Origin of the sequence: Nonomuraea sp. NPDC049400 (assembly GCF_044466425.1) — a bacterium.
Lineage (GTDB): Bacteria > Actinomycetota > Actinomycetes > Streptosporangiales > Streptosporangiaceae > Nonomuraea.
Map to the genome: position 1 here is coordinate 1 of NZ_JBITMP010000063.1, position 19217 is coordinate 19217.

General features: G+C 69.4%; 21 protein-coding genes. 11 read left to right on the top strand and 10 right to left on the bottom strand.

Annotation, left to right across the window (positions count from 1 at the left end; genetic code table 11):
* Positions 1 to 287 precede the first annotated feature (287 nt).
* Positions 288 to 740, bottom strand: coding sequence for an Lrp/AsnC family transcriptional regulator (locus ACIBVN_RS52120; protein ID WP_397148915.1), 453 nt, complete (start codon positions 738 to 740; stop codon positions 288 to 290).
* A 125-nt stretch (positions 741 to 865) separates the two neighbouring features.
* On the opposite strand from ACIBVN_RS52120, the gene ACIBVN_RS52125 reads away from it, so the two are divergent.
* Entirely contained in the window at positions 866 to 1753 is an 888-nt protein-coding gene (locus ACIBVN_RS52125) for a phenylalanine 4-monooxygenase (RefSeq protein WP_397148917.1), read from the top strand.
* A gap of 33 nt (positions 1754 to 1786) precedes the next feature.
* Entirely contained in the window at positions 1787 to 2728 is a 942-nt protein-coding gene (locus ACIBVN_RS52130) for a serine hydrolase (protein ID WP_397148919.1), read from the top strand.
* Here the strand turns inward: ACIBVN_RS52130 and ACIBVN_RS52135 are convergent.
* From ACIBVN_RS52135 to pstS, 5 genes are read right to left on the bottom strand one after another with little or no spacing between them, the layout of a single operon-like run.
* Positions 2697 to 3422: a winged-helix domain-containing protein gene (locus ACIBVN_RS52135; protein ID WP_397148921.1), complete on the bottom strand. Its 726-nt coding sequence runs from the start codon at positions 3420 to 3422 to the stop codon at positions 2697 to 2699. The two genes, ACIBVN_RS52130 and ACIBVN_RS52135, sit on opposite strands and share 32 nt — an antisense overlap.
* The gene (pstB, locus tag ACIBVN_RS52140; protein WP_397148923.1) at positions 3422 to 4198 is read right to left on the bottom strand and encodes a phosphate ABC transporter ATP-binding protein PstB; all 777 of its coding nucleotides are present in this window, start codon (positions 4196 to 4198) and stop codon (positions 3422 to 3424) included. The genes ACIBVN_RS52135 and pstB overlap by 1 nt, the downstream gene beginning before the upstream one ends.
* A gap of 15 nt (positions 4199 to 4213) precedes the next feature.
* On the bottom strand, positions 4214 to 5089 hold the full coding sequence (gene pstA, locus ACIBVN_RS52145; protein ID WP_397148925.1) for a phosphate ABC transporter permease PstA: 876 nt from the start codon (positions 5087 to 5089) through the stop codon (positions 4214 to 4216).
* A complete protein-coding gene (gene pstC / locus ACIBVN_RS52150) occupies positions 5086 to 6066 on the bottom strand; it encodes a phosphate ABC transporter permease subunit PstC (RefSeq protein WP_397148927.1) in 981 nt (326 codons plus the stop codon). Before pstC ends, pstA begins: the two co-directional genes overlap by 4 nt.
* 6 nt (positions 6067 to 6072) lie before the next feature.
* Positions 6073 to 7176 carry a phosphate ABC transporter substrate-binding protein PstS gene (pstS, locus tag ACIBVN_RS52155; RefSeq protein WP_397148929.1) on the bottom strand — a complete coding sequence of 368 codons (1104 nt, stop codon included), beginning with the start codon at positions 7174 to 7176 and terminating at the stop codon, positions 6073 to 6075.
* A gap of 121 nt (positions 7177 to 7297) precedes the next feature.
* Between pstS and ACIBVN_RS52160 the strand changes: the two genes are divergently transcribed.
* Entirely contained in the window at positions 7298 to 7771 is a 474-nt protein-coding gene (locus ACIBVN_RS52160) for a low molecular weight protein-tyrosine-phosphatase (RefSeq protein ID WP_397148931.1), read from the top strand.
* Positions 7758 to 8543 carry a fructosamine kinase family protein gene (locus ACIBVN_RS52165; protein WP_397148933.1) on the top strand — a complete coding sequence of 262 codons (786 nt, stop codon included), beginning with the start codon at positions 7758 to 7760 and terminating at the stop codon, positions 8541 to 8543. Before ACIBVN_RS52160 ends, ACIBVN_RS52165 begins: the two co-directional genes overlap by 14 nt.
* Before the next feature lie 10 nt (positions 8544 to 8553).
* Here the strand turns inward: ACIBVN_RS52165 and hisN are convergent, their stop codons facing one another.
* From hisN to aroA, 3 genes are all read right to left on the bottom strand, one after another.
* Positions 8554 to 9357 (bottom strand): histidinol-phosphatase, encoded by an 804-nt coding sequence (gene hisN, locus ACIBVN_RS52170; protein ID WP_397148935.1) that lies wholly within the window; start codon positions 9355 to 9357, stop codon positions 8554 to 8556.
* A 243-nt stretch (positions 9358 to 9600) separates the two neighbouring features.
* A complete protein-coding gene (gene rsgA / locus ACIBVN_RS52175; RefSeq protein WP_397148937.1) occupies positions 9601 to 10686 on the bottom strand; it encodes a ribosome small subunit-dependent GTPase A in 1086 nt (361 codons plus the stop codon).
* 127 nt (positions 10687 to 10813) lie between these two features.
* Positions 10814 to 12100, bottom strand: coding sequence for a 3-phosphoshikimate 1-carboxyvinyltransferase (gene aroA, locus ACIBVN_RS52180; protein ID WP_397148939.1), 1287 nt, complete (start codon positions 12098 to 12100; stop codon positions 10814 to 10816).
* 68 nt (positions 12101 to 12168) lie between these two features.
* Here aroA and ACIBVN_RS52185 point away from each other — a divergent pair, with 68 nt between their 5' ends.
* Both ACIBVN_RS52185 and ACIBVN_RS52190 read left to right on the top strand, forming a co-directional pair.
* On the top strand, positions 12169 to 12915 hold the full coding sequence (locus ACIBVN_RS52185) for an SOS response-associated peptidase (protein ID WP_349457375.1): 747 nt from the start codon (positions 12169 to 12171) through the stop codon (positions 12913 to 12915).
* 155 nt (positions 12916 to 13070) lie between these two features.
* Complete coding sequence (locus tag ACIBVN_RS52190; RefSeq protein WP_397148941.1) at positions 13071 to 13403, top strand: TraR/DksA family transcriptional regulator; 333 nt, start codon at positions 13071 to 13073, stop codon at positions 13401 to 13403.
* Positions 13404 to 13450: 47 nt separating this feature from the next.
* On the opposite strand, the gene ACIBVN_RS52195 is transcribed toward ACIBVN_RS52190, so the two are convergent.
* Positions 13451 to 14206, bottom strand: coding sequence for a class I SAM-dependent methyltransferase (locus tag ACIBVN_RS52195; RefSeq protein WP_397148943.1), 756 nt, complete (start codon positions 14204 to 14206; stop codon positions 13451 to 13453).
* Between the two features lie 309 nt (positions 14207 to 14515).
* Here ACIBVN_RS52195 and ACIBVN_RS52200 point away from each other — a divergent pair, with 309 nt between their 5' ends.
* From ACIBVN_RS52200 to ACIBVN_RS52220, 5 genes are all read left to right on the top strand, one after another.
* The gene (locus ACIBVN_RS52200) at positions 14516 to 15121 is read left to right on the top strand and encodes a sigma-70 family RNA polymerase sigma factor (protein WP_173526616.1); all 606 of its coding nucleotides are present in this window, start codon (positions 14516 to 14518) and stop codon (positions 15119 to 15121) included.
* Positions 15118 to 15384 (top strand): mycothiol system anti-sigma-R factor, encoded by a 267-nt coding sequence (gene rsrA / locus ACIBVN_RS52205; RefSeq protein ID WP_349457378.1) that lies wholly within the window; start codon positions 15118 to 15120, stop codon positions 15382 to 15384. Before ACIBVN_RS52200 ends, rsrA begins: the two co-directional genes overlap by 4 nt.
* A gap of 10 nt (positions 15385 to 15394) precedes the next feature.
* Positions 15395 to 16336 (top strand): NAD-dependent epimerase/dehydratase family protein, encoded by a 942-nt coding sequence (locus ACIBVN_RS52210; protein WP_397148946.1) that lies wholly within the window; start codon positions 15395 to 15397, stop codon positions 16334 to 16336.
* Positions 16337 to 16557: 221 nt separating this feature from the next.
* Positions 16558 to 17907 carry an HD-GYP domain-containing protein gene (locus ACIBVN_RS52215; RefSeq protein WP_397148948.1) on the top strand — a complete coding sequence of 450 codons (1350 nt, stop codon included), beginning with the start codon at positions 16558 to 16560 and terminating at the stop codon, positions 17905 to 17907.
* Positions 17904 to 19196 (top strand): HD domain-containing phosphohydrolase, encoded by a 1293-nt coding sequence (locus ACIBVN_RS52220; protein ID WP_349457381.1) that lies wholly within the window; start codon positions 17904 to 17906, stop codon positions 19194 to 19196. Before ACIBVN_RS52215 ends, ACIBVN_RS52220 begins: the two co-directional genes overlap by 4 nt.
* The last annotated feature ends 21 nt before the right edge of the window (positions 19197 to 19217 follow it).

The window sequence follows — 19217 nt, forward strand, 5'->3', positions numbered from 1 at the left end:
TACTGCACTCGGGAGGGTGTGGGAGAGTAGGTCATCGCCGCACAATTCTTGTGAGAGAGGGCCACCCTTCGGGGTGGCCCTCTTTTGCGTTGGCGGTCAGCAGCCCTTCGTGCTGCCTGCGGAGTCCGCCGTACGCACCATGATCATGCCCACACCTGCCTTGGTGATGCGACGTTCTGCGTGAACTCCACGGCCCGCGCGAAGGTGTACTCGGCTCGGCCCACGCGCCGCGGAGTGCGGCGTTCTTCTTGCATTTCACGAAAGAGCAAATGGCGCCGAAGCGATCTTCAGCGGCTGTCCAGGAGAGGCTCGATCCGGTAGGGGATCTGGGTGGACAGGGAGATGGTCGTGTCCGTGCGCTGCACCGCCGGTGACGCCAGGATGTGGGCGATGATCTCCTGGAGGTGGTCCGTCGTGCGCGCCACCACCCTGCACAGCAGGTCGTGCTGGCCGCTCGTACCGTGAACCTCCAGGATCTGCGGCACGGCCCGCAGCGCCTCCACAGCCTCCGTCAGCCGGCCCTGGGCGATCTGCAGCCATACGAACGCCAGGATGGGGTATCCGGCCCGGGCCGGTGACACGGTGGGGCCGAAATCCTCGATCACGCCCCGGGCCGTCAGCTTCTCCACCCGAGCCTGTACAGTCCCGCGCGCCACGCCCAGCAGCCGGGCCAGCTCCGTCAGCCCGATGCGGGGATGGGCGCGCATGGTCACCAGCAACCTCGCGTCCAGATCGTCCATGCGGCGCCCTCCCGGACTGTGCGATTCGACCAGAAATTGTGGGATTTGGAGTGCGAAAGCAAGCGTATCGCTCAGCCGAGCTGGTCGCTCTTGCCAGGGAAACCGGGACTTGCTGTCATTTGGGCATGTTTGAGGAAGCGCAGTACTTCGCCCCCGTCGCAGCCCAGGAGGACGGGTCGGTGGTGGTCGAGTTGTCCGCGTCTCATCCGGGGTTCGCGGACCCGGTGTATCGGGCGCGGCGGAACGCGATCGCCGGGCTGGCCGTCAACCACCGGCCCGGCGAGCCCATCCCTGCCGCCGAGTACACCGCACAGGAGCACGAGGTCTGGGCCCTGGTCACCAGGGAGCTGGCGGTGAAGCACGCCAAGTACGCCACCGCCGAGTACCTGGACGGCGTGGACCGGCTGGGGCTGCCGCGAGAGAGGATCCCGCAGCTCGAGGAGGTCTCGCGGCTGCTGGAGCCGCTGACCGGGTTCCGCTACCTGCCTGCCGCGGGGCTCGTGCCGCTGCGGGACTTCTACGGCGTGCTGGCCGACGGGTACTTCCACTCGACGCAGTACATCCGGCACCACTCCGTGCCCTTCTACACGCCGGAGCCCGACGTCATCCACGAGGTCATCGGGCACGCCAACGCGCTGGCCGCCTCCCGGTACGCCGCCCTCTACCGCCTGGCGGGCCAGGCGGCGCGCCGGGTCCAGTCCGATGAGGCGCTGGAGTTCGTGTCGAAGGTGTTCTGGTTCACGCTGGAGTTCGGGGTCATGCAGGAGGGGGGCGAGCTCAAGGCGTACGGGGCGGGCATCCTGTCGTCGTACGGCGAGATCGAGGAGTTCCGCGGCATGGACATCCGGCCGCTGGACCTGTCCGCGATGGGCACGACGCACTACGACATCACGAAATATCAGGACGTACTGTTCCAGGCCGAGTCCCTTCAGCACCTGGAGGACGTCGTGGGGGACTTCTGGGACACGTGTGACGACGACTCGATCGCGAAACTCATCGCCGCCGCTGTCTAGCGGCCTGTCGCAATTTTTCGTGATAATGCGTCAATGGTGGCGAGCCGCGGACAGGCGATACCACGAGCGGTCATCGCGCTCGCCCTGCTCGCCGCCCTCGCGCCGGCGTCGGCCCCGCGATTACCGGCCCCCGCGCCGGCCCCCGTCGCAAGGCAGGCCCCCGTGCTCCTGGAGATCCGCGAGGAGGCCGCAGGAGCACGGCTGGAGCAGGTCTCGGCCGAGGAGACCCTGACGGCGGTCCCGGCCAAGCAGATCGGCAAGCGGCTCGACGCCTACCTCGCGGGCCGGTCCGTGCAGGTCACCGCCATGGTCAAGGACCTGGCGACCGGGCGGGTCTACCGCTATCACCCGGGGGAGCGGTTGATCACCGCGAGCACCGCCAAAGTGCAGATCCTCATGGCGCTGCTGCTGAAGACCCCGTGGAAGAAGCTGCCGCAGGCGGTCCGGCACGACGCCGAGACGATGATCCGCTACAGCGACAACCACGCCGCCGACCGCCTCTGGCTGCGCATCGGCGGCGCGCCCGGCTTCACGAAGGCAGGCAGGAAGTTCGGGTTCAAACACACGCAGGGAGTCCCGGGCAACTGCGTCGACCTGTATTGCTGGGGAATCACCAGAACGTCAGTGGACGACCAGATCCGCCTCATGCAGGCCCTGGTGTCCCCCAAGAGCCCGCTCAAGGCCAAGGACCGCGACCGGGTGCTCGACCTCATGGGTCAGGTCGTCGACGGCCAGAACTGGGGAATCAGCGCCGCCGCGTGCGAGGGCGACCGCGTGGCGCTGAAGAACGGCTGGCTCAAGCACGTCTCGAACAAGCTCTGGGCCACGATCAGCGTGGGCCTGCTCAGACGCGACGGCCACGACTACGCCATTGCCGTACTCACCAAGGGAAGCCCCCAGGTGGGGTACGGCATAGCGACCGTCGAAGGCGTGGCGAAGCGGATCATGCAGGGCTTTCGGAAGTGCCCGGAGTGACCAGGCGGTAGCCGACGCCCCGCACGGTCTGGATGAGCCGGTCGTCCTCGTCGCCCAGCCGGGCACGCAGGCGCTTGACGTGCACCGCGATCGTGTTGGTCGAGGTGGTCGCCGCGGCGTGCCACACATGACGCATGATCTGCTCGCGGGTGACCGTGCGGTCCGCGTTGCGCATCAGGTAATGCAGCAGCTCGAACTCCCGCAGCGGCAGGTGCACGGCCCGCCCGCCCACGCGTACCTGGTAGGCCTGCACGTCCAGCTCGACCTCGCCCACGGCCAGCACCTGGCGCGACCCGGGCGAGGCCGCCTGGATGAACGGCAGCAGCTCCGTCACCCGGTAGGGCCTGGCCACGCAGGCTGCCGCGCCGGCCGCGAGCGCGCGTACCGCCTGCTCGGCGTGCCCCTCACCGACGCCGAGCAGCACGGGCACGGCACGCGCGAAGCGCACCGCGCGGACGAAATCCACCGCGTCGATGACCGTCAGCGTGGCCGAGACCAGCACCACGTCCGGCTGCAGGGCCCCCGCCTGGAGGAGGCCCTGAGCCCCGTCGGGCGCGCCCGTGACGGCCACGCCCTCGCTTTCGAGCGCCGTGGCGAGGTCCTCCACGACGGCGTCGTCAGGGTCGGCGATGAGCAGTACGGGCTTGGTCCGAGCGTCTCCGTTCACCGTGGCTGCCGCCTGCTGTTGGGTCATCAGCCGAAGCGCCCAGTGATGTAGTCCTCCGTGGCCTTCTGAGATGGATTGGTGAACATGCGGGACGTCTCGTCCATCTCGATCACCTTGCCGGGCTTGCCCTGCTCGGCGAGGTTGAAGAACGCCGTCCTGTCGCTGACCCGGGCGGCCTGCTGCATGTTGTGGGTGACGATGACGATCGTGTACTCGTCCTTGAGCTTGGCCATCAGGTCCTCGATGGCCAGCGTGGAGATCGGGTCGAGCGCCGAGCACGGCTCGTCCATCAGCAGGACCTGCGGCTTGACCGCGATGGCCCGGGCGATGCAGAGCCGCTGCTGCTGACCGCCCGACAGGCCGGCGCCCGGCTTGTTGAGGCGGTCCTTGACCTCGTTCCAGAGGTTGGCGCCCTTGAGCGAGTCCTCCACGACGCCGTCGAGCTCCGACCTGCTGATCCGGCCGTTGAGCCGGAGCCCGGCGGCCACGTTCTCGTAGATCGACATCGTCGGGAACGGGTTGGGGCGCTGGAAGACCATGCCGATCATCCGGCGCACTGACACGGGCTCGACGGTGGCGGCGTACAGGTCCTCGCCGTCGAGCAGGACCTTGCCCTCGACGCGGGCGCCGGGGATCACCTCGTGCATGCGGTTGAGCGTGCGGAGGAACGTCGACTTGCCGCATCCGGACGGGCCGATGAACGCGGTGATCGAACGGGGCTCGATGGTCATCGACACGTCTTCGATCGCCTTGTGCGACCCGTAGTACGCGTCGAGACCTGAGACCTGGATCTGCTTGGACATTGCGGCGGTAACCCCCTATCGGCCCCTGGCGGGCGCGCGCCACCAGGCGATCAGGCGCGCCACCAGGTTGAGCAGCATGACGATCAGGATGAGCGTGAGGGCGCCGGTCCACGCCCGGTCGATGGCGGTGTCGTTGGGGCGGCCCGCCTGGTCGAAGACGAAGAGCGGCAGGCCCATCTGCGGTCCGGTGAACGGATCGTTGTTGATGGAGTTGGTGAAGAACACCGTCATCAGCAGTGGCGCGGTCTCGCCGGCGACCCTGGCCACGGCCAGCATGACGCCGGTGACGATGCCGGTGAACGCCGTCGGCAGCACGACCTTCATGATCGTGCGCCATTTGGCCACGCCCAGCGCGTACGAGGCCTCGCGTAGGTCGTTGGGCACCAGCCGGAGCATCTCCTCGGAGGATCTGACCACCGTCGGCATCATCAGGATCGACAGTGCGAGCGCGCCCGCCCAGCCGGAGAACTGGAAGCCGAGGAAGAGGATCCAGAACGCGAAGATGAACAGGCCGGCGACGATCGAGGGGACGCCGGTCATGACGTCCACGAAGAAGCTGATCGAGCGGCTGAGCCGGCCGCCGTTGCCGTACTCGACCAGGTAGATCGCGGTGAACAGGCCGATCGGCACCGAGATGAGCGAGGCGAGCAGGACCTGCTCGAGCGTCCCGATGATGGCGTGGTACGCGCCGCCGCCCGCGTCGCGGGCGCCGATGCCGCGCATCGAGTGGGTGAGGAACTCGAGGTCGAAGCGGGCCATGCCGTTGGAGATGACCAGCCAGAGCACCGAGACGAGTGGCACCACGGCCAGCGCGAACGCCAGGTAGACCAGCCCCTGGACGAACTTGTCCTTGACCCGGCGGCCGGTCGAGATGTGCTGGATTCCCGTCATGCGCCGGCCCTCGCGTACTCCTTGCGGCGGTTGATGATCAGGCGTGCACCCATGTTGACCAGCAGCGTGATGGCGAACAGCACCAGGCCGGAGGCGATCAGCGCGCCGCGGCCGATCTGGGTGGCCTCGGCGAAGCCGTTGGCGATGTTCGCGGCGATGCTGTTGGCGTGGGGCGTGAGGATCTCGAAGGTGATGTCGAAGGTGGCGGGGAAGATCAGCGCGACGGCGATGGTCTCGCCCATGGCCCGGCCGAGGCCGAGCATGGCGGCGCTGATCACGCCGGGGCGGCCGAACGGCAGCACGGCCATCCTGATCATTTCCCAGCGGGTGGCGCCGAGCGCGAGCGCCGCCTCCTCGTTCATCTTCGGCGCCTGGAGGAACACCTCGCGCGAGATGGCCGCGATGATCGGCAGGATCATGATCGCCAGCACGATGGAGCCCGCGAGCATGGTCTTGCCGCCGATGGCGCCCTCGCCGGCGAACAGCGGGAACCAGCCGAGGGTCTCGTTCAGCCACTTCGACGGCTCGCGCAGCAGCGGCACCAGGAACGCCACGCCCCACAGGCCGTAGACCACGCTGGGCACGGCGGCGAGCAGGTCGATCAGGTAGCCGAGCGGCGCCGCCAGGCGGCGGGGCGCGTAGTGCGAGATGAACAACGCCACCCCGACCGCGATCGGGGTGGCGATGACCAGAGCGAGTGCGGAGCTGAGGACGGTGCCGAAGGCCAGGGCGGCGATGCCGAACACCTTCTGGCCGTTGGGATCCCAGGTCAGCTCAGTAAAGAAGGAGCCCTTGTTCGCCTGCAGGGCGGGGATGGCCTCGCTGATGAGGAACACGGCGATGGCCGCCATGATCGCCAGCAGGATGACGCCCGCCGCGGTGGAGACGAACCGGAAGGGGCCTTCACCATGGCTGCGCCGCGAGGCGGACCGGCTCATGGCCGGCCCGCCGTCACGGGTCTTCAGATTTGTGGTCATCTGCAATCAGGAGATCGCCTCGACAGCGGACCGGACCTTGGTGAGCAGCGTTCCCGCCAGCGGGGCGTAGCCCAGCTCCTTCAGCGCCGCCTGGCCCTCGTCGCTCGCGGTGTAGGTGAGGAACGACTTGACCACCTTCGACTCCTCGGCCGCGAGGCCCTTCTCGCAGGTGATCTCGTACGTCACCAGCACGATCGGGTAGGCGCCGGGGGTCTTCGTGGCGTAGTCGATCGACAGGGCGAGGTCGTTGCCGGTGCCCTTGATCTCGGCGGTCTCGACGGTCTTGGCCGCGCTCTCGGGGGTCAGCTCGACGTACTCGTTGGCGCCGTTGGCTACCTTGGCCTTCTGCAGCTGGGAGTTCTCGGCGTACGAGAGCTCGACGTAGCTGATCGCGCCCTCGGTGTCCTTCACGGAGGAGGAGATGCCGTCAGAACCCTTGGAGCCCTGGCCCTTGGCCTCGGCGGGCCATGCCTTGGCAGGCTCGTAGGGCCAGCCACCGGTCGCCTTGAGGAACTTCGTGAAGTTGTCGCTGGTGCCCGACTCGTCCGAGCGGTGGAAGGCCTGGATCGGGGTGGCCGGCAGCTTGGCGTTGGGGTTCTCGGCCTTGATGGCGGCGTCGTCCCACTTGGTGATCTTGCTGTTGAAGATGCCGGCGAGCGTCTTGGGGGACAGCTGGAGGCCGTCGACGCCGGGCAGGTTGTAGACCACCGCGACGGGGCCGGTCACCATCGGGATGTTGATGGCCTTGCCGGTCTTGCAGCGGGCGTCGGCCTGCGGGGCCTCGTCCTCCTTCAGCGCCGAGTCGGAGCCGGCGAAGGCGACCGTGCCCTGGATGAACGACTGCACGCCCGCGCCGGAGCCGCTGGGCTGGTAGTTGATGGTCACGCCCGGGTTCGTGGCCGTGAAGTTCTTCGTCCACTCGGTGATCGCGTTGGCCTGGGCCGAGGAGCCCGCGGCCTGAATCGTGCCGCTCAGACCATTGTCGTTGCCCGCGGCGGGCGCGTTGGCAGACGTGGTGCCGCCGCCGGGGGTGTTGTTGTCTGTGCCGCACGCAGCGAGGGAGAGCGCGCCGACGACGGCGACGGCGGCGAGCCGGCCTGCATACTTCACGGTTGGGTTTCCTCCCACTTGGTCCTTAGTCGCCATGAAGCTATGCAGCGAAGGTGACTTGAACCCCCCGACAAGGGTGAACGTTCGGTGAACGCGCCCGGTCGGCCCCATGATGGGGGTTATGACTTATCGCGTATGCCTGGTGTGCATGGGAAACATCTGCCGGTCCCCCATGGCGGAGGTGGTGCTGCGCCAGACGCTCGCCGACCGCGGGCTGGGCGACCGCGTCACCGTCGAGAGCGCGGGGACCGGCGGCTGGCACGCCGGTGACCCCATGGATGAACGGGCGCTGACCATCCTCGAGCAGCACGGGTACGACGGCTCGGCGCACCGGGCGAGGCAGTTCACCCGGGACTGGTTCGACCGCTACGACCTGGTGCTGGCCATGGACCGGGACAACCTCGCCAACCTACGACGGATCGCGCCCGATTGGGTGGAGGTGCGGCTGTTCCGCTCGTTCGATCCCGCCGCCGAGGAAGGGGCCGAGGTGCCCGATCCGTACTACGGGGGCCGCGAGGGGTTCGAGGAGGTGCTCGCGCTGGTCGAGTCCGCCTCCGAGGGCGTGGCCAAGCACATCGCCGATGAGATCGACTGAGAGCCTCGGCTCGTCCCACGGCTGGCGGCGGCTGCGGGGCGTGCTGGACGACGGGCGTGAGGTGTTCGCGAAGACCGGGGCCGCCTCCGAGGTGTTCGCCTCAGAGGCCGCCGGGCTGCGCTGGCTGGGCGAGGCCATCGCGGTGCCCGAGGTGGTCGAGGTCGGTCCCGACCGGCTCGTGTTGTCCTGGGTACGGGAGGAGTCGCCCAGCGCGGTGGCGGCCGAGCGGTTCGGGCGTTCGCTGGCCCGGCTGCATCGGGCCGGGGCCGCGGACTTCGGCGCGCCGTGGCCGGGGTTCATCGCCGAGCTGCCGATGGGCAATTCGCCCGCCCCCGACTGGCCCGCCTTCTACGCCTCCCAGCGGGTGCTGCCCTTCGCGCGGCAGGCCCGGCTGCCCTCGTCCGACGCGGCGCTCATCGAGCGGGCCGTGGAGCGGTTCGCCGCGGTGGCCGGGCCGCCCGAGCCGCCCGCCCGGATCCACGGGGATCTGTGGAGCGGAAACGTGCTGTGGTCCGGCGGCTCGGCGGTGCTGATCGATCCCGCGGCCCATGGCGGGCATCGGGAGACCGACCTGGCCATGCTCGCGCTTTTCGGGCTGCCGGACCTCGATCGGGTGCTGGGGGCATACCACGAGGAGTTTCCGCTGGCTGAGGGCTGGCGGGAGCGGGTGCCGCTGCATCAGCTGCATCCGCTGCTCGTCCACGTGGTGCTGTTCGGCGGGTCCTACCGTGACGATTTGATGAACGCGGTCCGGCGGGTGCTGGCGCTCTAGCCTCCGTGGCTCATGAACGCCGGGTGAATGTGGTGCCGTTGAGGCGGTCGATCACCTCGTCGTGCAGGATCCCGTTGGTGCAGACCAGGCTGCCGCCCTCCAGCCCGCGCACTCCGGCGACGTCGGTCCAGCGGCCTCCGGCCTCCTCGACGATCACCGTGAGCGCCGCCATGTCCCACGGCGACAGCTCGGGCTCGGCCGACAGGTCCACCGATCCCTCGGCGACCATCATGTGCGACCAGAAGTCGCCGTACGCCCTGGTGCGCCAGCAGGTCCTGCCGAGGTCGAGGAAGTTGTCGAGCCTGCCCGTCTTCTCCCAGCCGCCGAAGCTGGAGTACGAGAACGACGCGTCCTCCAGGCTGGAGACGGAGGAGACGCGCATCCTGGACGCCTTGGTCAGGCTCTTGCCGGTCCACGCGCCGCCCTCGGTGGCCGCCCACCATCTCCGGCCGAGCGCCGGGGCCGACACCAGGCCGACGACGACCTTGCCGTACTCCATGAGCGCGATCAGGGTCGCCCACACCGGGACGCCGCGTACGTAGTTCTTCGTGCCGTCGATCGGGTCGATGATCCAGGAACGGGCACCCCAGCCGGTCTTCCCGAACTCCTCGCCCACGACCGCGTCACGCGGTCTGGCACGGCGCAACGTGCCCCGGATGGTCTCCTCCACGGCACGGTCGGCGTCGCTGACCGGCGTCAGATCGGGCTTGGTGTCGACCTTGAGATCGACCGCCTTGAACCGCCGCATGGTCAGGTCATCAGCGGCGTCCGCCATGACATGCGCGAGGCGAAGATCATCGTTATAACCCTGCACGGTCGCCAACGCTACCGGAATTGTCCTCACTGCTCCGGCTTCAGGTCCGGGGTAAAGCGGACTTTTCCGTGAGACTGGGCAAGAACTGCTGTTTCGCCGTCAAGGTAAAAGGGCGTTCAGACAGCTCAGATCGGTTGATTCCCCTGTTTGACGCGCCGGGTACCGACAGAGAATGAGGATCACCCTTTGGCGGGAAAGTTGTGATTCCCGCCGGAGGGCGTTACTTCGGGAAACCCACCCGGATCAGGGAGCGTCCTCGAGGGTGCCTTCGCGGCTGGAGAGCAGGCGGCGCAGGGACTCGAGGCGGGTGGGATCGGCGTTGCCCGCGGCGACCCAGGCGTCCAGGGCGCAGTCGGGACCCTGGTGGGTGCAGCCCTTGGGGCAGTCGACCGTGCCCTCCACGAGGTCGGGGAACGCGGCCAGGACCGTTTCCATGTGTACGTGGGCCAGGCCGAAGCTGCGGACGCCCGGTGTGTCGATGATCCAGCCGCCCTCCGGCAGCTCCAGGGCGACGGCCGAGGTGGAGGTGTGGCGGCCGCGGCCCGTCACGGCGTTGACCTGGGCCACGGCCCGATTGGCGGCCGGCACCAGGGCGTTGACGAGCGTGGACTTGCCGACGCCCGAGTGGCCGACCAGGACGCTGACGCGGCCCGACAGATGGTCGCGGAGCTCCTCCAGAGGGCCGCCCTTGTGCACGACGACGTGCGGGACGCCCAGGGGGTTGTAGAGGGCCACCAGCTCGTCGGGCGGTGCGAGGTCGGACTTGGTGAGGCAGAGCAGGGTGTCGATCTCGGCGTCGAAGGCCGCCACCAGGATGCGGTCGATCATGCGGGGCCGGGGCGGCGGGTCTGCCAGGGCGGTCACGATGACGAGCTGGTCGGCGTTGGCCACGACCGGGCGCTCGATGCCGTCGGTGTCGTCCGTGTCGTCGGCCGAGCGGCGGAGCATCGACGTGCGCGGCTCCACGCGTACGACCCTGGCCAGGGTGTCGGGGCGGCCGGAGACGTCGCCGACCAGGGCCACCCGGTCGCCCACGACGATGCCCTTGCGACCCAGCTCGCGGGCCTTCATGGCCACCACGAGGCGTCTTTGCGGCGGCTTGCGCTTCTGCGCGGACCCCTTCGGGCGTTCCGGCTCGACCAGCGTCGTGTATCGGCCGCGGTCCACGGCCACCACGAAGCCTTCGACGGCGTCCTCGTGCGCAGGACGGATCCGGGTCCGTGGCCTGGAGCCTCTGCCCGGCCGAACCCGTACGTCGTCCTCGTCGTACTCCCGCTTCCTCAGCGGTCTGCTCCCATGCGTTGTCTCACTTTCCCTGGTCGCGGGCATGCGGGGACGGCGTCGTGCCGGTGGACCTCGCCAGACGGGCGGCCGATCCTCACGTGCCGCCCTTTTCCCGACGTGCCCGGCGTTTCCATCGCGAAACCCGCGGCTGTGGGGCGGCGGCCGGCCCGGGTCACCGCGCCTCCAGCATGCCGGCCCACATCTGGACGAACTCGGGAAGGGTCTTGGCCGTCGTCGCGATGTTCTCCACCTCCACGCCGGGCACCCTGAGGCCGATCACGGCTCCTGCCGTGGCCATGCGGTGGTCGTCGTAGCTGTGGAAGGTGCCGCCGTGCAGCGGGCGGGGGCGGATGATCAGGCCGTCCTCGGTCTCCTCCGCGTCACCGCCCAGGCGGTTGATCTCGGTGGCCAGCGCGGCCAGGCGGTCGGTCTCATGGCCGCGCAGGTGGGCCACGCCCCGGATGCGGCTCGGCGTGGTCGCGAGCGCGGCGAGGGCGGCGATCGTCGGCGTCAGCTCGCCCACCTCGTGCAGGTCGGTGTCGAGGCCGGTGATCTCGCCGGTCGGCCGCCCCGTGACCACCAGGTCGGAACCGTCCGGTGAGCGGGTGACCGCGCCGCCCATCGCGGTGAGCAGGCCGCGCAGGGCGTCGCCCGGCTGCGTGGTGCTGGCCGGCCAGGCGGGGACGGTGACCGTGCCGCCCGTGACCAGGGCGGCGGCCAGGAACGGGGCCGCGTTGGACAGATCGGGCTCCACCGTCATGTCCCTGGCCGCGATCGGGCCGGGCTCGACCCGCCACACGTCCCGCTCGCTGTCGTCGACCGTGACGCCCACCGCCCTGAGCATCTCCACGGTCATCTCGATGTGCGGCTGCGAGGGCACGGGCGGGCCGACGTGGCGGATCGTGATGCCCTTCGCGAACCGCGCCGCCGTCAGCATCAGCCCGGACACGAACTGCGACGATCCCGAGGCGTCCAGCGTGACCTCGCCGCCCGCCGGCGGCCCGCTGATCGTGAACGGGAGCGCGTCGTTGTCGACCCGCGCGCCCAGCGAGCGCAGGGCGTCGAGGATGGGGCCCATCGGGCGCTTGCGGGCGTGCGGGTCGCCGTCGAAGGAGACCGGGCCGTCGGCCAGGGCGGCCATCGGCGGGACGAAACGCATGACCGTGCCCGCCAGCCCGGCGTCGATGCTCGCGCCGCCCCGGATCGGGCCCGGCGTGACCCGCCAGTCGACCCCGGCGGCGCTCTCGCCGGTGGCCTCCAGGGTGGCGCCCAGGGCACGCAGGGCCGAGACCATCAGGTCCGCGTCGCGGCTGCGCAGCGCCCTGCGCACGACGCCCGGGCCGTCGGCGAGCGCGGCCAGGACGAGGGCGCGGTTGGTCACCGACTTGGAGCCGGGCAGCGAGACGGTGGCGGTCACCGGAGCGGTCGCCGTGGGTGCGGGCCAGTGCGGAGCGGGCATGGTCAAAGACTACCGGCCGTCACCGAGGCAAACATGCGAGCGAAAGCCGTACGTGGCAGTGTGGGGTTATGTGCGGTAGATACGCCTCGGCGCGCAAGAAGCACGAGCTGCTCGAGGAGTTCCAGGTCGAGCAGGACGGCGACCCCGACAAGGAGCTCGGCGCCGACTACAACGTCGCGCCGACCAAGAACGTCTACGCCGTGCTCAGCCGTGTCCCCCAGGAGGCCGAGCGGGCGGTGCGGCAGCTCAGGATCGTGAAGTGGGGCCTGGTGCCCGCCTGGGCGAAGGATCCGTCGATCGGGTCCCGGCTGATCAACGCCAGGATCGAGACGGTGGCCCAGAAGCCGTCGTTCCGCCAGGCGTTCGCCAAGCGCAGGTGCCTGCTCCCGGCAGACGGCTATTTCGAGTGGATGCCCGTCGAAGGCGAAAAGAAGAAGAAGCAGCCGTACTTCATCCATCCCGAGGACGGCGGTGTGCTGGCCATGGCGGGCCTGTACGAGTTCTGGAAGGACCCGTCGCGTGCCGACGACGACCCGCTCAAGTGGCTGGTGACCTGCACCGTCATCACCACGGACGCGGAGGACGAGCTCGGCCGCATCCACGACAGGATGCCCATGATGATCGAGCGGGAGCGCTGGGCGGAGTGGCTCGACCCCAAGTTCACCGACGTCGGTCAGGCCACGCGGCTGCTGGTGCCCGCCGACCAGGGGCGGCTCACGGCGTACCCGGTCTCCACTGATGTCAACAACGTCAGAAACAACGGCCCGGATCTCATCAAACCGCTACCGGAGGAGGAGGAAACCGCCCTTTTCTAAAGGTGTAAGAAGCCCTGTAAGTGGGCATCCGGTGAGGAAAGCGATGCATCCGTTCACTCGGTGTCACCGCCAAAAATGCCCCCTAATTGCACCGGGCGGGACAACCGGGGAGTCCTAGCCGCGGGTTGCCGTGATTCACCCGGAGGTGCGGATTCGTGGACGTCACGACCGCTCGTGAGCGGCTGGAAGGCATGCTCGCGGAACTGGACCGGTCGATCGGGGTCCTTCAGGGCGACCCCGTCGCCGTACGCGAGCACTCGGCGGCCGACGCAGGCTCAGACCTGACCGACGCCGACCGCGCGCAGGCCATGCTGACCGTGGCCACCGCGCAGCGTCGCGCCGTGATCGAGGCGATCAAGCGCCTGGACGAAGGCGTGTACGGCCAGTGCGTCGACTGTGCCAAGCCCGTGCCGGAAGGGCGGCTGGAGGCCCGCCCGGAGGCCGCGCGTTGCGTGCAGTGTCAAGGTAAGCAGGAGCGGCGCCGCTGAGTCCGCGGGGCCGCCGGCCACGAAGAACGGCGGCCGGGCTCAGGTGCTCAGGCCGGGTGGGACGGGCTCTTGCGGCAGCTGGCCACCAGGTGGATGCCGACCGTGTCGTCGTCGTCCGGATGGGCCTCCAGCTCCGTGCGTACCAGGTAGTTCAGCGAGCGCGCGTCGGAGCCGAGCACGTGGTCCACCGTGGACGGCGACAGCACCGTGCGCGGCCGCATCCACTCGACCTCGAGCCCCGCGCCCACCAGCAGCTCGCGCAACTGCCCGCTGCTGAAGCAGCGCGTGATGCTGCCGTCGGGCCACGGCACGAGCATGACCTCGCCGGTCTGCCGCAGATGTTGCCACTGCTCCTGCTCGGCCAGGATCGCCATGCCCAGCACCAGCGAGTCGACGCACACCAGCGCCCGACCGCCCGGCCGCAGCACCCTGGCCACGTCGTTCATCGCCGACTCCGCCATCAGCTCGATCGACAGCACGCGCTCCTCGGCGAGCACCGCGTCCACGCTCGCGTCGGGCAGGAACGCCAGATCGTCTGCGCGAACGTGACGAACCCGGTCGGCATCCCGCAACCGGGACTGACCGTCGACGGTACGGCGGAAGTCGAGCACCTCGATCACCTTGTGCCCTGCCCTGGCCGCCTGGCCGGACCAGCGCCCCCGGCCGCCGGAGAGATCGAGGATGACGGAGGGTTCGCCGGGGAGCCATCGGTTGAGTTGTTCGGCGGCTACGGCGCGGTAGAAGGTCCAGTACGGCCCGAGCGTCCCTGAGCCGTTCAGTTCCTCGGCCGGAATGGGCAGCACACGCGACTCCTGGGTTCCGGGTAAAGGGCTACCAGCCGGTACGTATGGACGTTCCCCGCACCGGGTCCTTCGTACCTTCTATCTTGCGGGAACAGACAAGGGCGCGGGTGTGTTGCGACGAGCATGCTCGCTGTTGTTGATGGTCGCGACCGCTTCGGCAGTCGTCGGCTCGTGCCTCGCTCACTCCCGCCGAGCTCCTTCGCTCGCATGGTCGAACCCCTCCCCGCTGGCCAGCGTGTCACCGGCCAGCGGGTATCCTCCCCTGAGTACGGTGTTCCGCAACAGCCGGCCACCGGTGATCTTAGGGGGGTGGGTCCGGTGCCCGCGACAGGCGCGGAGACGCTGGAGCAGCGAAGCGAGCGATTCGAGCGCGATGTCATGCCGTATCTCGAGCAGCTCTACTCCGCCGCGCTCCGGATGACCCGGAATCCCGCGGACGCGGAGGACCTGCTGCAGGAGACCTTCGCCAAGGCGTTCGCGTCGTTCCACCAGTTCCAGGAGGGCACCAACCTCAAGGCGTGGCTCTACCGGATCCTGACCAACACGTTCATCAACAGCTATCGCAAGAAGCAGCGTGAGCCCAAGCAGTCCGGCACGGAGGAGATCGAGGACTGGCAGCTCGCGCGGGCCGAGTCCCACACCTCGAGCGGCCTGAAGTCGGCGGAGGTCGAGGCGCTCGAGCACCTGCCCGACGGCGACATCAAGCAGGCGCTCGCGGCCCTGCCGGAGGAGTTCAGGATCGCGGTCTACCTGGCCGACGTCGAAGGCTTCCCCTACAAGGAGATCGCCGACATCATGGGCACTCCGATCGGCACTGTGATGTCGAGGCTGCACAGGGGACGCAGGCAGCTGCGGGGCCTCCTTGAGGACTATGCTCGCGAGCGTGGCCTGGTCCCGGCGGAGGGATCGAAATGAGCTGTGGCAACCCGCATGACACCGACTGTCGCGAGGTGCTCGACAAGGTCTACGCCTATCTTGACGGCGAGCTGACCGAGAGCGACATCGTGGACATCCGCGTGCATCTCGACGAATGCGGCCCGTGCCTGAAGGAATACGACCTGGACAAGGCGGTCAAGGCGCTCGTGCACAAGCACTGCGGCTGCGACCCGGTCCCCGCTGACCTGCGCTCCAAGGTTCTGGCCCGCATCGCACAGGTCAGGTCGGAGCTGTCCGACTAAGATTCACACCATGCGTGTGCTGGTCACCGGAGGCGCCGGGTTCATCGGGTCCAATCTTGTCGATCGCCTGCTCGCCGAGGGCCATGACGTCGACGTGGTCGACGATCTGTCGTCCGGCTCCAGGGACAACCTGGCCGCGGCCGCCGACAGTGACCGTTTCCGGCTGTATGTGCTCGACGTGCTCGACCCGGCGCTGACCGGCCTCGTGGCCGAGCTGCAGCCGGAGGTCGTCTGCCATCTGGCCGCGCAGATCAGCGTGCGCAAGAGCGTGGCCGACCCGAGGCGCGACGCCAGGGTCAACGTCGAGGGCACCGCCTCCGTGCTGGCCGCGGCCCACGAGGGACGCGCGCGCAAGGTGGTGTTCGCCTCCTCCGTGGCCGTCTACGGCAGGCCCGCCACCATTCCCGTGCCCGGTGACGCGCCCACCGACCCGCGCTCGCCGTACGCCGCCTCGAAGCTGGGCGGCGAGACCTACCTCGCCGCGTTCCGCGCGCTCTACGGCATCGAATACACCACGCTGGTGCTCTCCAACGTCTACGGCCCGCGCCAGTCGCCGGAGGGCGAGGCGGGCGTGGTCTCGATCTTCACCGACGCGCTGCTCAGCGCCACGCCCACGGTCGTCTACGGCGACGGCACCCAGACGCGCGACTACGTCTACGTCGACGACGTGGTCGACGGGTTCGTCACGGCGTGCGGGCAGCGGGGCGACGCCCAGAGGTTCAACCTCGGCACCGGCATCCAGACCACCGACCGCCGGCTCCACTCGCTGATCGCCGACGCTGCGGGCGCGCCGGACCACCCTGGGTTCGCGCCGCCGCGCCCGGGCGACCTGCCCGCCATGGCGGTCGATCCGGTGCCCGCCCACGAGGGGCTCGGCTGGCAGCCGCGTGTCGACCTTCCGACCGGGGTGAAGAAAACGGTCGAATGGGCGCGAAATCGTCGCAAGAAGTAGTTGCATGATTACGCTTTGCTTGCGATTTCCGACTCCGCCCTTGCGGTGACGTCCTCTTCTGTAGCGTGAACTCCAGAAGTCGACATGGAGGCATGTGGATGATGAAGGTTACGGTCGCCCGGCTGCTCACGGCCATCCTGTTGATCACTCCGGTGGTCATGCTGATCGGGGGAGCGGTTCCTCCCGGGGTGTCCTGGACCTGATCTCCGTAGGGGGCCGCAATGCGTGATCTGCCGTGGCCTGCAAGGGTCTATCTGGTTGCCGTGATCGGGGCGGCGGCCGTTCTCATCGTACGTAGCGTGATCGTCTCCGGCGCCCCCGTGGCGCCGGAGGACCTGGACGTCCTGCTGGTGCTCGCCCTGCTGTTCCTGGTGTGCGAGTCGATGCCGACGCTGCTCAACGTGGAGCAGTTCGCGGTGTCGGTCAGCTTCTCCGCCTCGCTGGCGGCGGTGGTGCTGATCGGGCCGGAGGGCGCGGCGCTGGTCGGGCTGACCGCGGTGCTGAGCGTGCGTCCCGGGCTCCCGCTGATCAAGCGGCTGTTCAACGGCGCGCAGTTCGCCATCTGCGGCTACGTGGCCGGGCGGGTCTACGAGGCACTCGACGGCCAGGTCGGCGTGCCCCAGGTCAACGCGTTCGACGAGCTCATCGGCCCCTACGCCGCGGCCACCGCCGTGTTCGTGCCGCTCAACATCGCGCTCACGCTCACCATGATCGGGCTGGCCACGCACGTGCGGGCCACCGAGGTGCCGATGCGCGGCATGGCCCAGTTCCTGCTGTCATACCTGGGCTACGGCACGTTCGGGCTGCTGGTGGCCGGGCTCTGGGCCACCGTGCAGTCGATCTCGGCGGTGCTGGTGCTGCTGCCGCTGTTCGTGGCGCGCTGGGCGTTCGGGCAATATCACGCGCAGCAGCGCTCCTACGACGCCACCATCGCCGCGCTCTGCCAGGCCGTGGAGACCAAGGACTACTACACCCGGGGCCACTGCACGCGGGTCTCGCTCGCCTCGTCCATGATCGCCGAGGAGATCGGCATGGGTCCCGAGCGCGTGCGGGCCATCCGCTACGCGGGCATGCTGCACGACGTGGGCAAGCTCGGGGTGCCGACCAAGGTGCTGCAGAAGGACGGGCCGCTCACCGAGGAGGAGTTCGCCGCGATCCAGCTCCACCCCATGCGCGGCCTGGAGATCGTCCGCGGCATCGGCTTCCTCGACGAGGCGTACGCCGGGATCATGCACCACCACGAGCGCCACGACGGCACCGGCTACCCCATGGGCCTGGCCGGTGACGAGATCCCCGAGTTCGCCAAGGTCATCGCGGTGGCCGACGCGTTCGACTCGATGACCTCCGACCGCTCCTACCGCGGCGCCAGGCCCGTCACGGAGGCGCTCGACGAGCTGCGCAAGACCGCGGGCACCCACTTCGACCCGGTCATGGTCGCGGCCTTCATCCGCGCGCTCGACCGGGAGCCGTGGCAGCCGCCGCGCAAGGTCGAGGCGCCGCCGCCCGACGAGACCCCGATCAAGGACCACGACGACCCGACCATGCCCATCGAGGTCGTGACCGGGCAATGATCACCACGGAGCGCCCGAGGCGTACAGAACGCTCGCTGAACACGGTCCTGCGCCGGCTCGACTCGGGCCAGCTGCTGCTCATCTGCGCGGCGGGGCTGGTCGCGATCGCGGGCGTCGCCCACACCGCCGCCGTCGGGCTCGACCGCGCGGAGATCGCGCTCGGCTTCGGCGCGTTGATCGCGGTGGGCGAGCTGGCCAGGCTCACCATGCCGGGCAACAGGGAGGTCGCGCCCATCGGCGCCGCCGCCGCCCTGGGCTACACGCTGCTGCTCGACCTCAGCCAGCACCCGCTCCGCCACTCCGCCCTGCAGGTCGTTGCCGTGATCGCGGTCGGGATGCTGGCCGGGGCGCTCCCGCACCTGGCGGTCGGCCGCCCGCCCCGGCTGGACGCGATGGCGCGGCGGCTGCTCACCGGCGCGCTGCTGGCCTTCGCGTTCCGGCCGCTGGCCGACCCGCTCTACGAGCTGACCAAGCCGCCGACCAGCACCTGGTGGCCCGCGCTCGTGGTGATGGTGACGCTCATCGCGATCACCCTGCTGATCGACGTGCTGATCGCCGCGCTGCTCCGGGCCGAGCAGTTGCGCACGGCGTTCAGGGTGGCCGTGCGCGACGAGATCAACATGGCCTTCCCGCTGGGCGCCGCCGTGGCCTCGTCGGGTGTGCTGCTCGCACTGGCCACGCACAGCATGGACCTGGTCGCGCTGCTGGTGTTCGCCGCGCCGCTGCTGGTCACGCAGGTGGCCTTCAGGAAGTACGCCGGGATCCGCGCGACCTACCTGCAGACCGTACGCGCGCTGTCGCGGGTCACGGAGGTCGGCGGCTACGTCGAGCCCGGCCATTCGCGCCGGGTGAGCCGGCTGGCCGTGGCGATCGGCAGAGAGCTGGGCATGGCCGAGCCCGAGCTGCTCGAGCTGGAGTACGCCTCGCTGATGCACGACATCGGCCAGCTCTCGCTGCGCGACCCGATCCCCGGCGGCGCCACCGTGCTGACCGAGCCCGAGCAGGCGCGGCGCATCGCCGAGCTGGGCGCCGAGGTGATCAGGCAGACCGGCGTGCTCGACCGGGTGGCCGACGTGGTCAGGCGGCAGTGCGACCCGATCACCGACGACCCGCCGCTGTCGAGCCGCATCATCAAGGTCGCCAACGCCTACGACGACCTCGTGGGTCCCTCGACCGACCGCGACCGTGCCGGGGCCGCGCTGGAGCGCATCCGGTTGTCGTCCGGCAGCGCGTACGATCCCCATGCGATCGAGGCGCTCACCCGGGTGATCGACCGCGGCCGCGGCTAGCCGTACAACTGCTGCCCCGTT

Bases quoted from the DNA above. Each gene is read 5' to 3' on its own strand.
- ACIBVN_RS52120 (WP_397148915.1), bottom strand. From the start codon at position 740: ATGGACGATCTGGACGCGAGGTTGCTGGTGACCATGCGCGCCCATCCC.
- ACIBVN_RS52125 (WP_397148917.1), top strand. From the start codon at position 866: ATGTTTGAGGAAGCGCAGTACTTCGCCCCCGTCGCAGCCCAGGAGGAC.
- ACIBVN_RS52130 (WP_397148919.1), top strand. From the start codon at position 1,787: ATGGTGGCGAGCCGCGGACAGGCGATACCACGAGCGGTCATCGCGCTC.
- ACIBVN_RS52135 (WP_397148921.1), bottom strand. From the start codon at position 3,422: ATGACCCAACAGCAGGCGGCAGCCACGGTGAACGGAGACGCTCGGACC.
- pstB (WP_397148923.1), bottom strand. From the start codon at position 4,198: ATGTCCAAGCAGATCCAGGTCTCAGGTCTCGACGCGTACTACGGGTCG.
- pstA (WP_397148925.1), bottom strand. From the start codon at position 5,089: ATGACGGGAATCCAGCACATCTCGACCGGCCGCCGGGTCAAGGACAAG.
- pstC (WP_397148927.1), bottom strand. From the start codon at position 6,066: ATGACCACAAATCTGAAGACCCGTGACGGCGGGCCGGCCATGAGCCGG.
- ACIBVN_RS52160 (WP_397148931.1), top strand. From the start codon at position 7,298: ATGACTTATCGCGTATGCCTGGTGTGCATGGGAAACATCTGCCGGTCC.
- ACIBVN_RS52165 (WP_397148933.1), top strand. From the start codon at position 7,758: ATGAGATCGACTGAGAGCCTCGGCTCGTCCCACGGCTGGCGGCGGCTG.
- rsgA (WP_397148937.1), bottom strand. From the start codon at position 10,686: ATGCCCGCGACCAGGGAAAGTGAGACAACGCATGGGAGCAGACCGCTG.
- aroA (WP_397148939.1), bottom strand. From the start codon at position 12,100: ATGCCCGCTCCGCACTGGCCCGCACCCACGGCGACCGCTCCGGTGACC.
- ACIBVN_RS52185 (WP_349457375.1), top strand. From the start codon at position 12,169: ATGTGCGGTAGATACGCCTCGGCGCGCAAGAAGCACGAGCTGCTCGAG.
- rsrA (WP_349457378.1), top strand. From the start codon at position 15,118: ATGAGCTGTGGCAACCCGCATGACACCGACTGTCGCGAGGTGCTCGAC.
- ACIBVN_RS52210 (WP_397148946.1), top strand. From the start codon at position 15,395: ATGCGTGTGCTGGTCACCGGAGGCGCCGGGTTCATCGGGTCCAATCTT.
- ACIBVN_RS52215 (WP_397148948.1), top strand. From the start codon at position 16,558: ATGCGTGATCTGCCGTGGCCTGCAAGGGTCTATCTGGTTGCCGTGATC.
- ACIBVN_RS52220 (WP_349457381.1), top strand. From the start codon at position 17,904: ATGATCACCACGGAGCGCCCGAGGCGTACAGAACGCTCGCTGAACACG.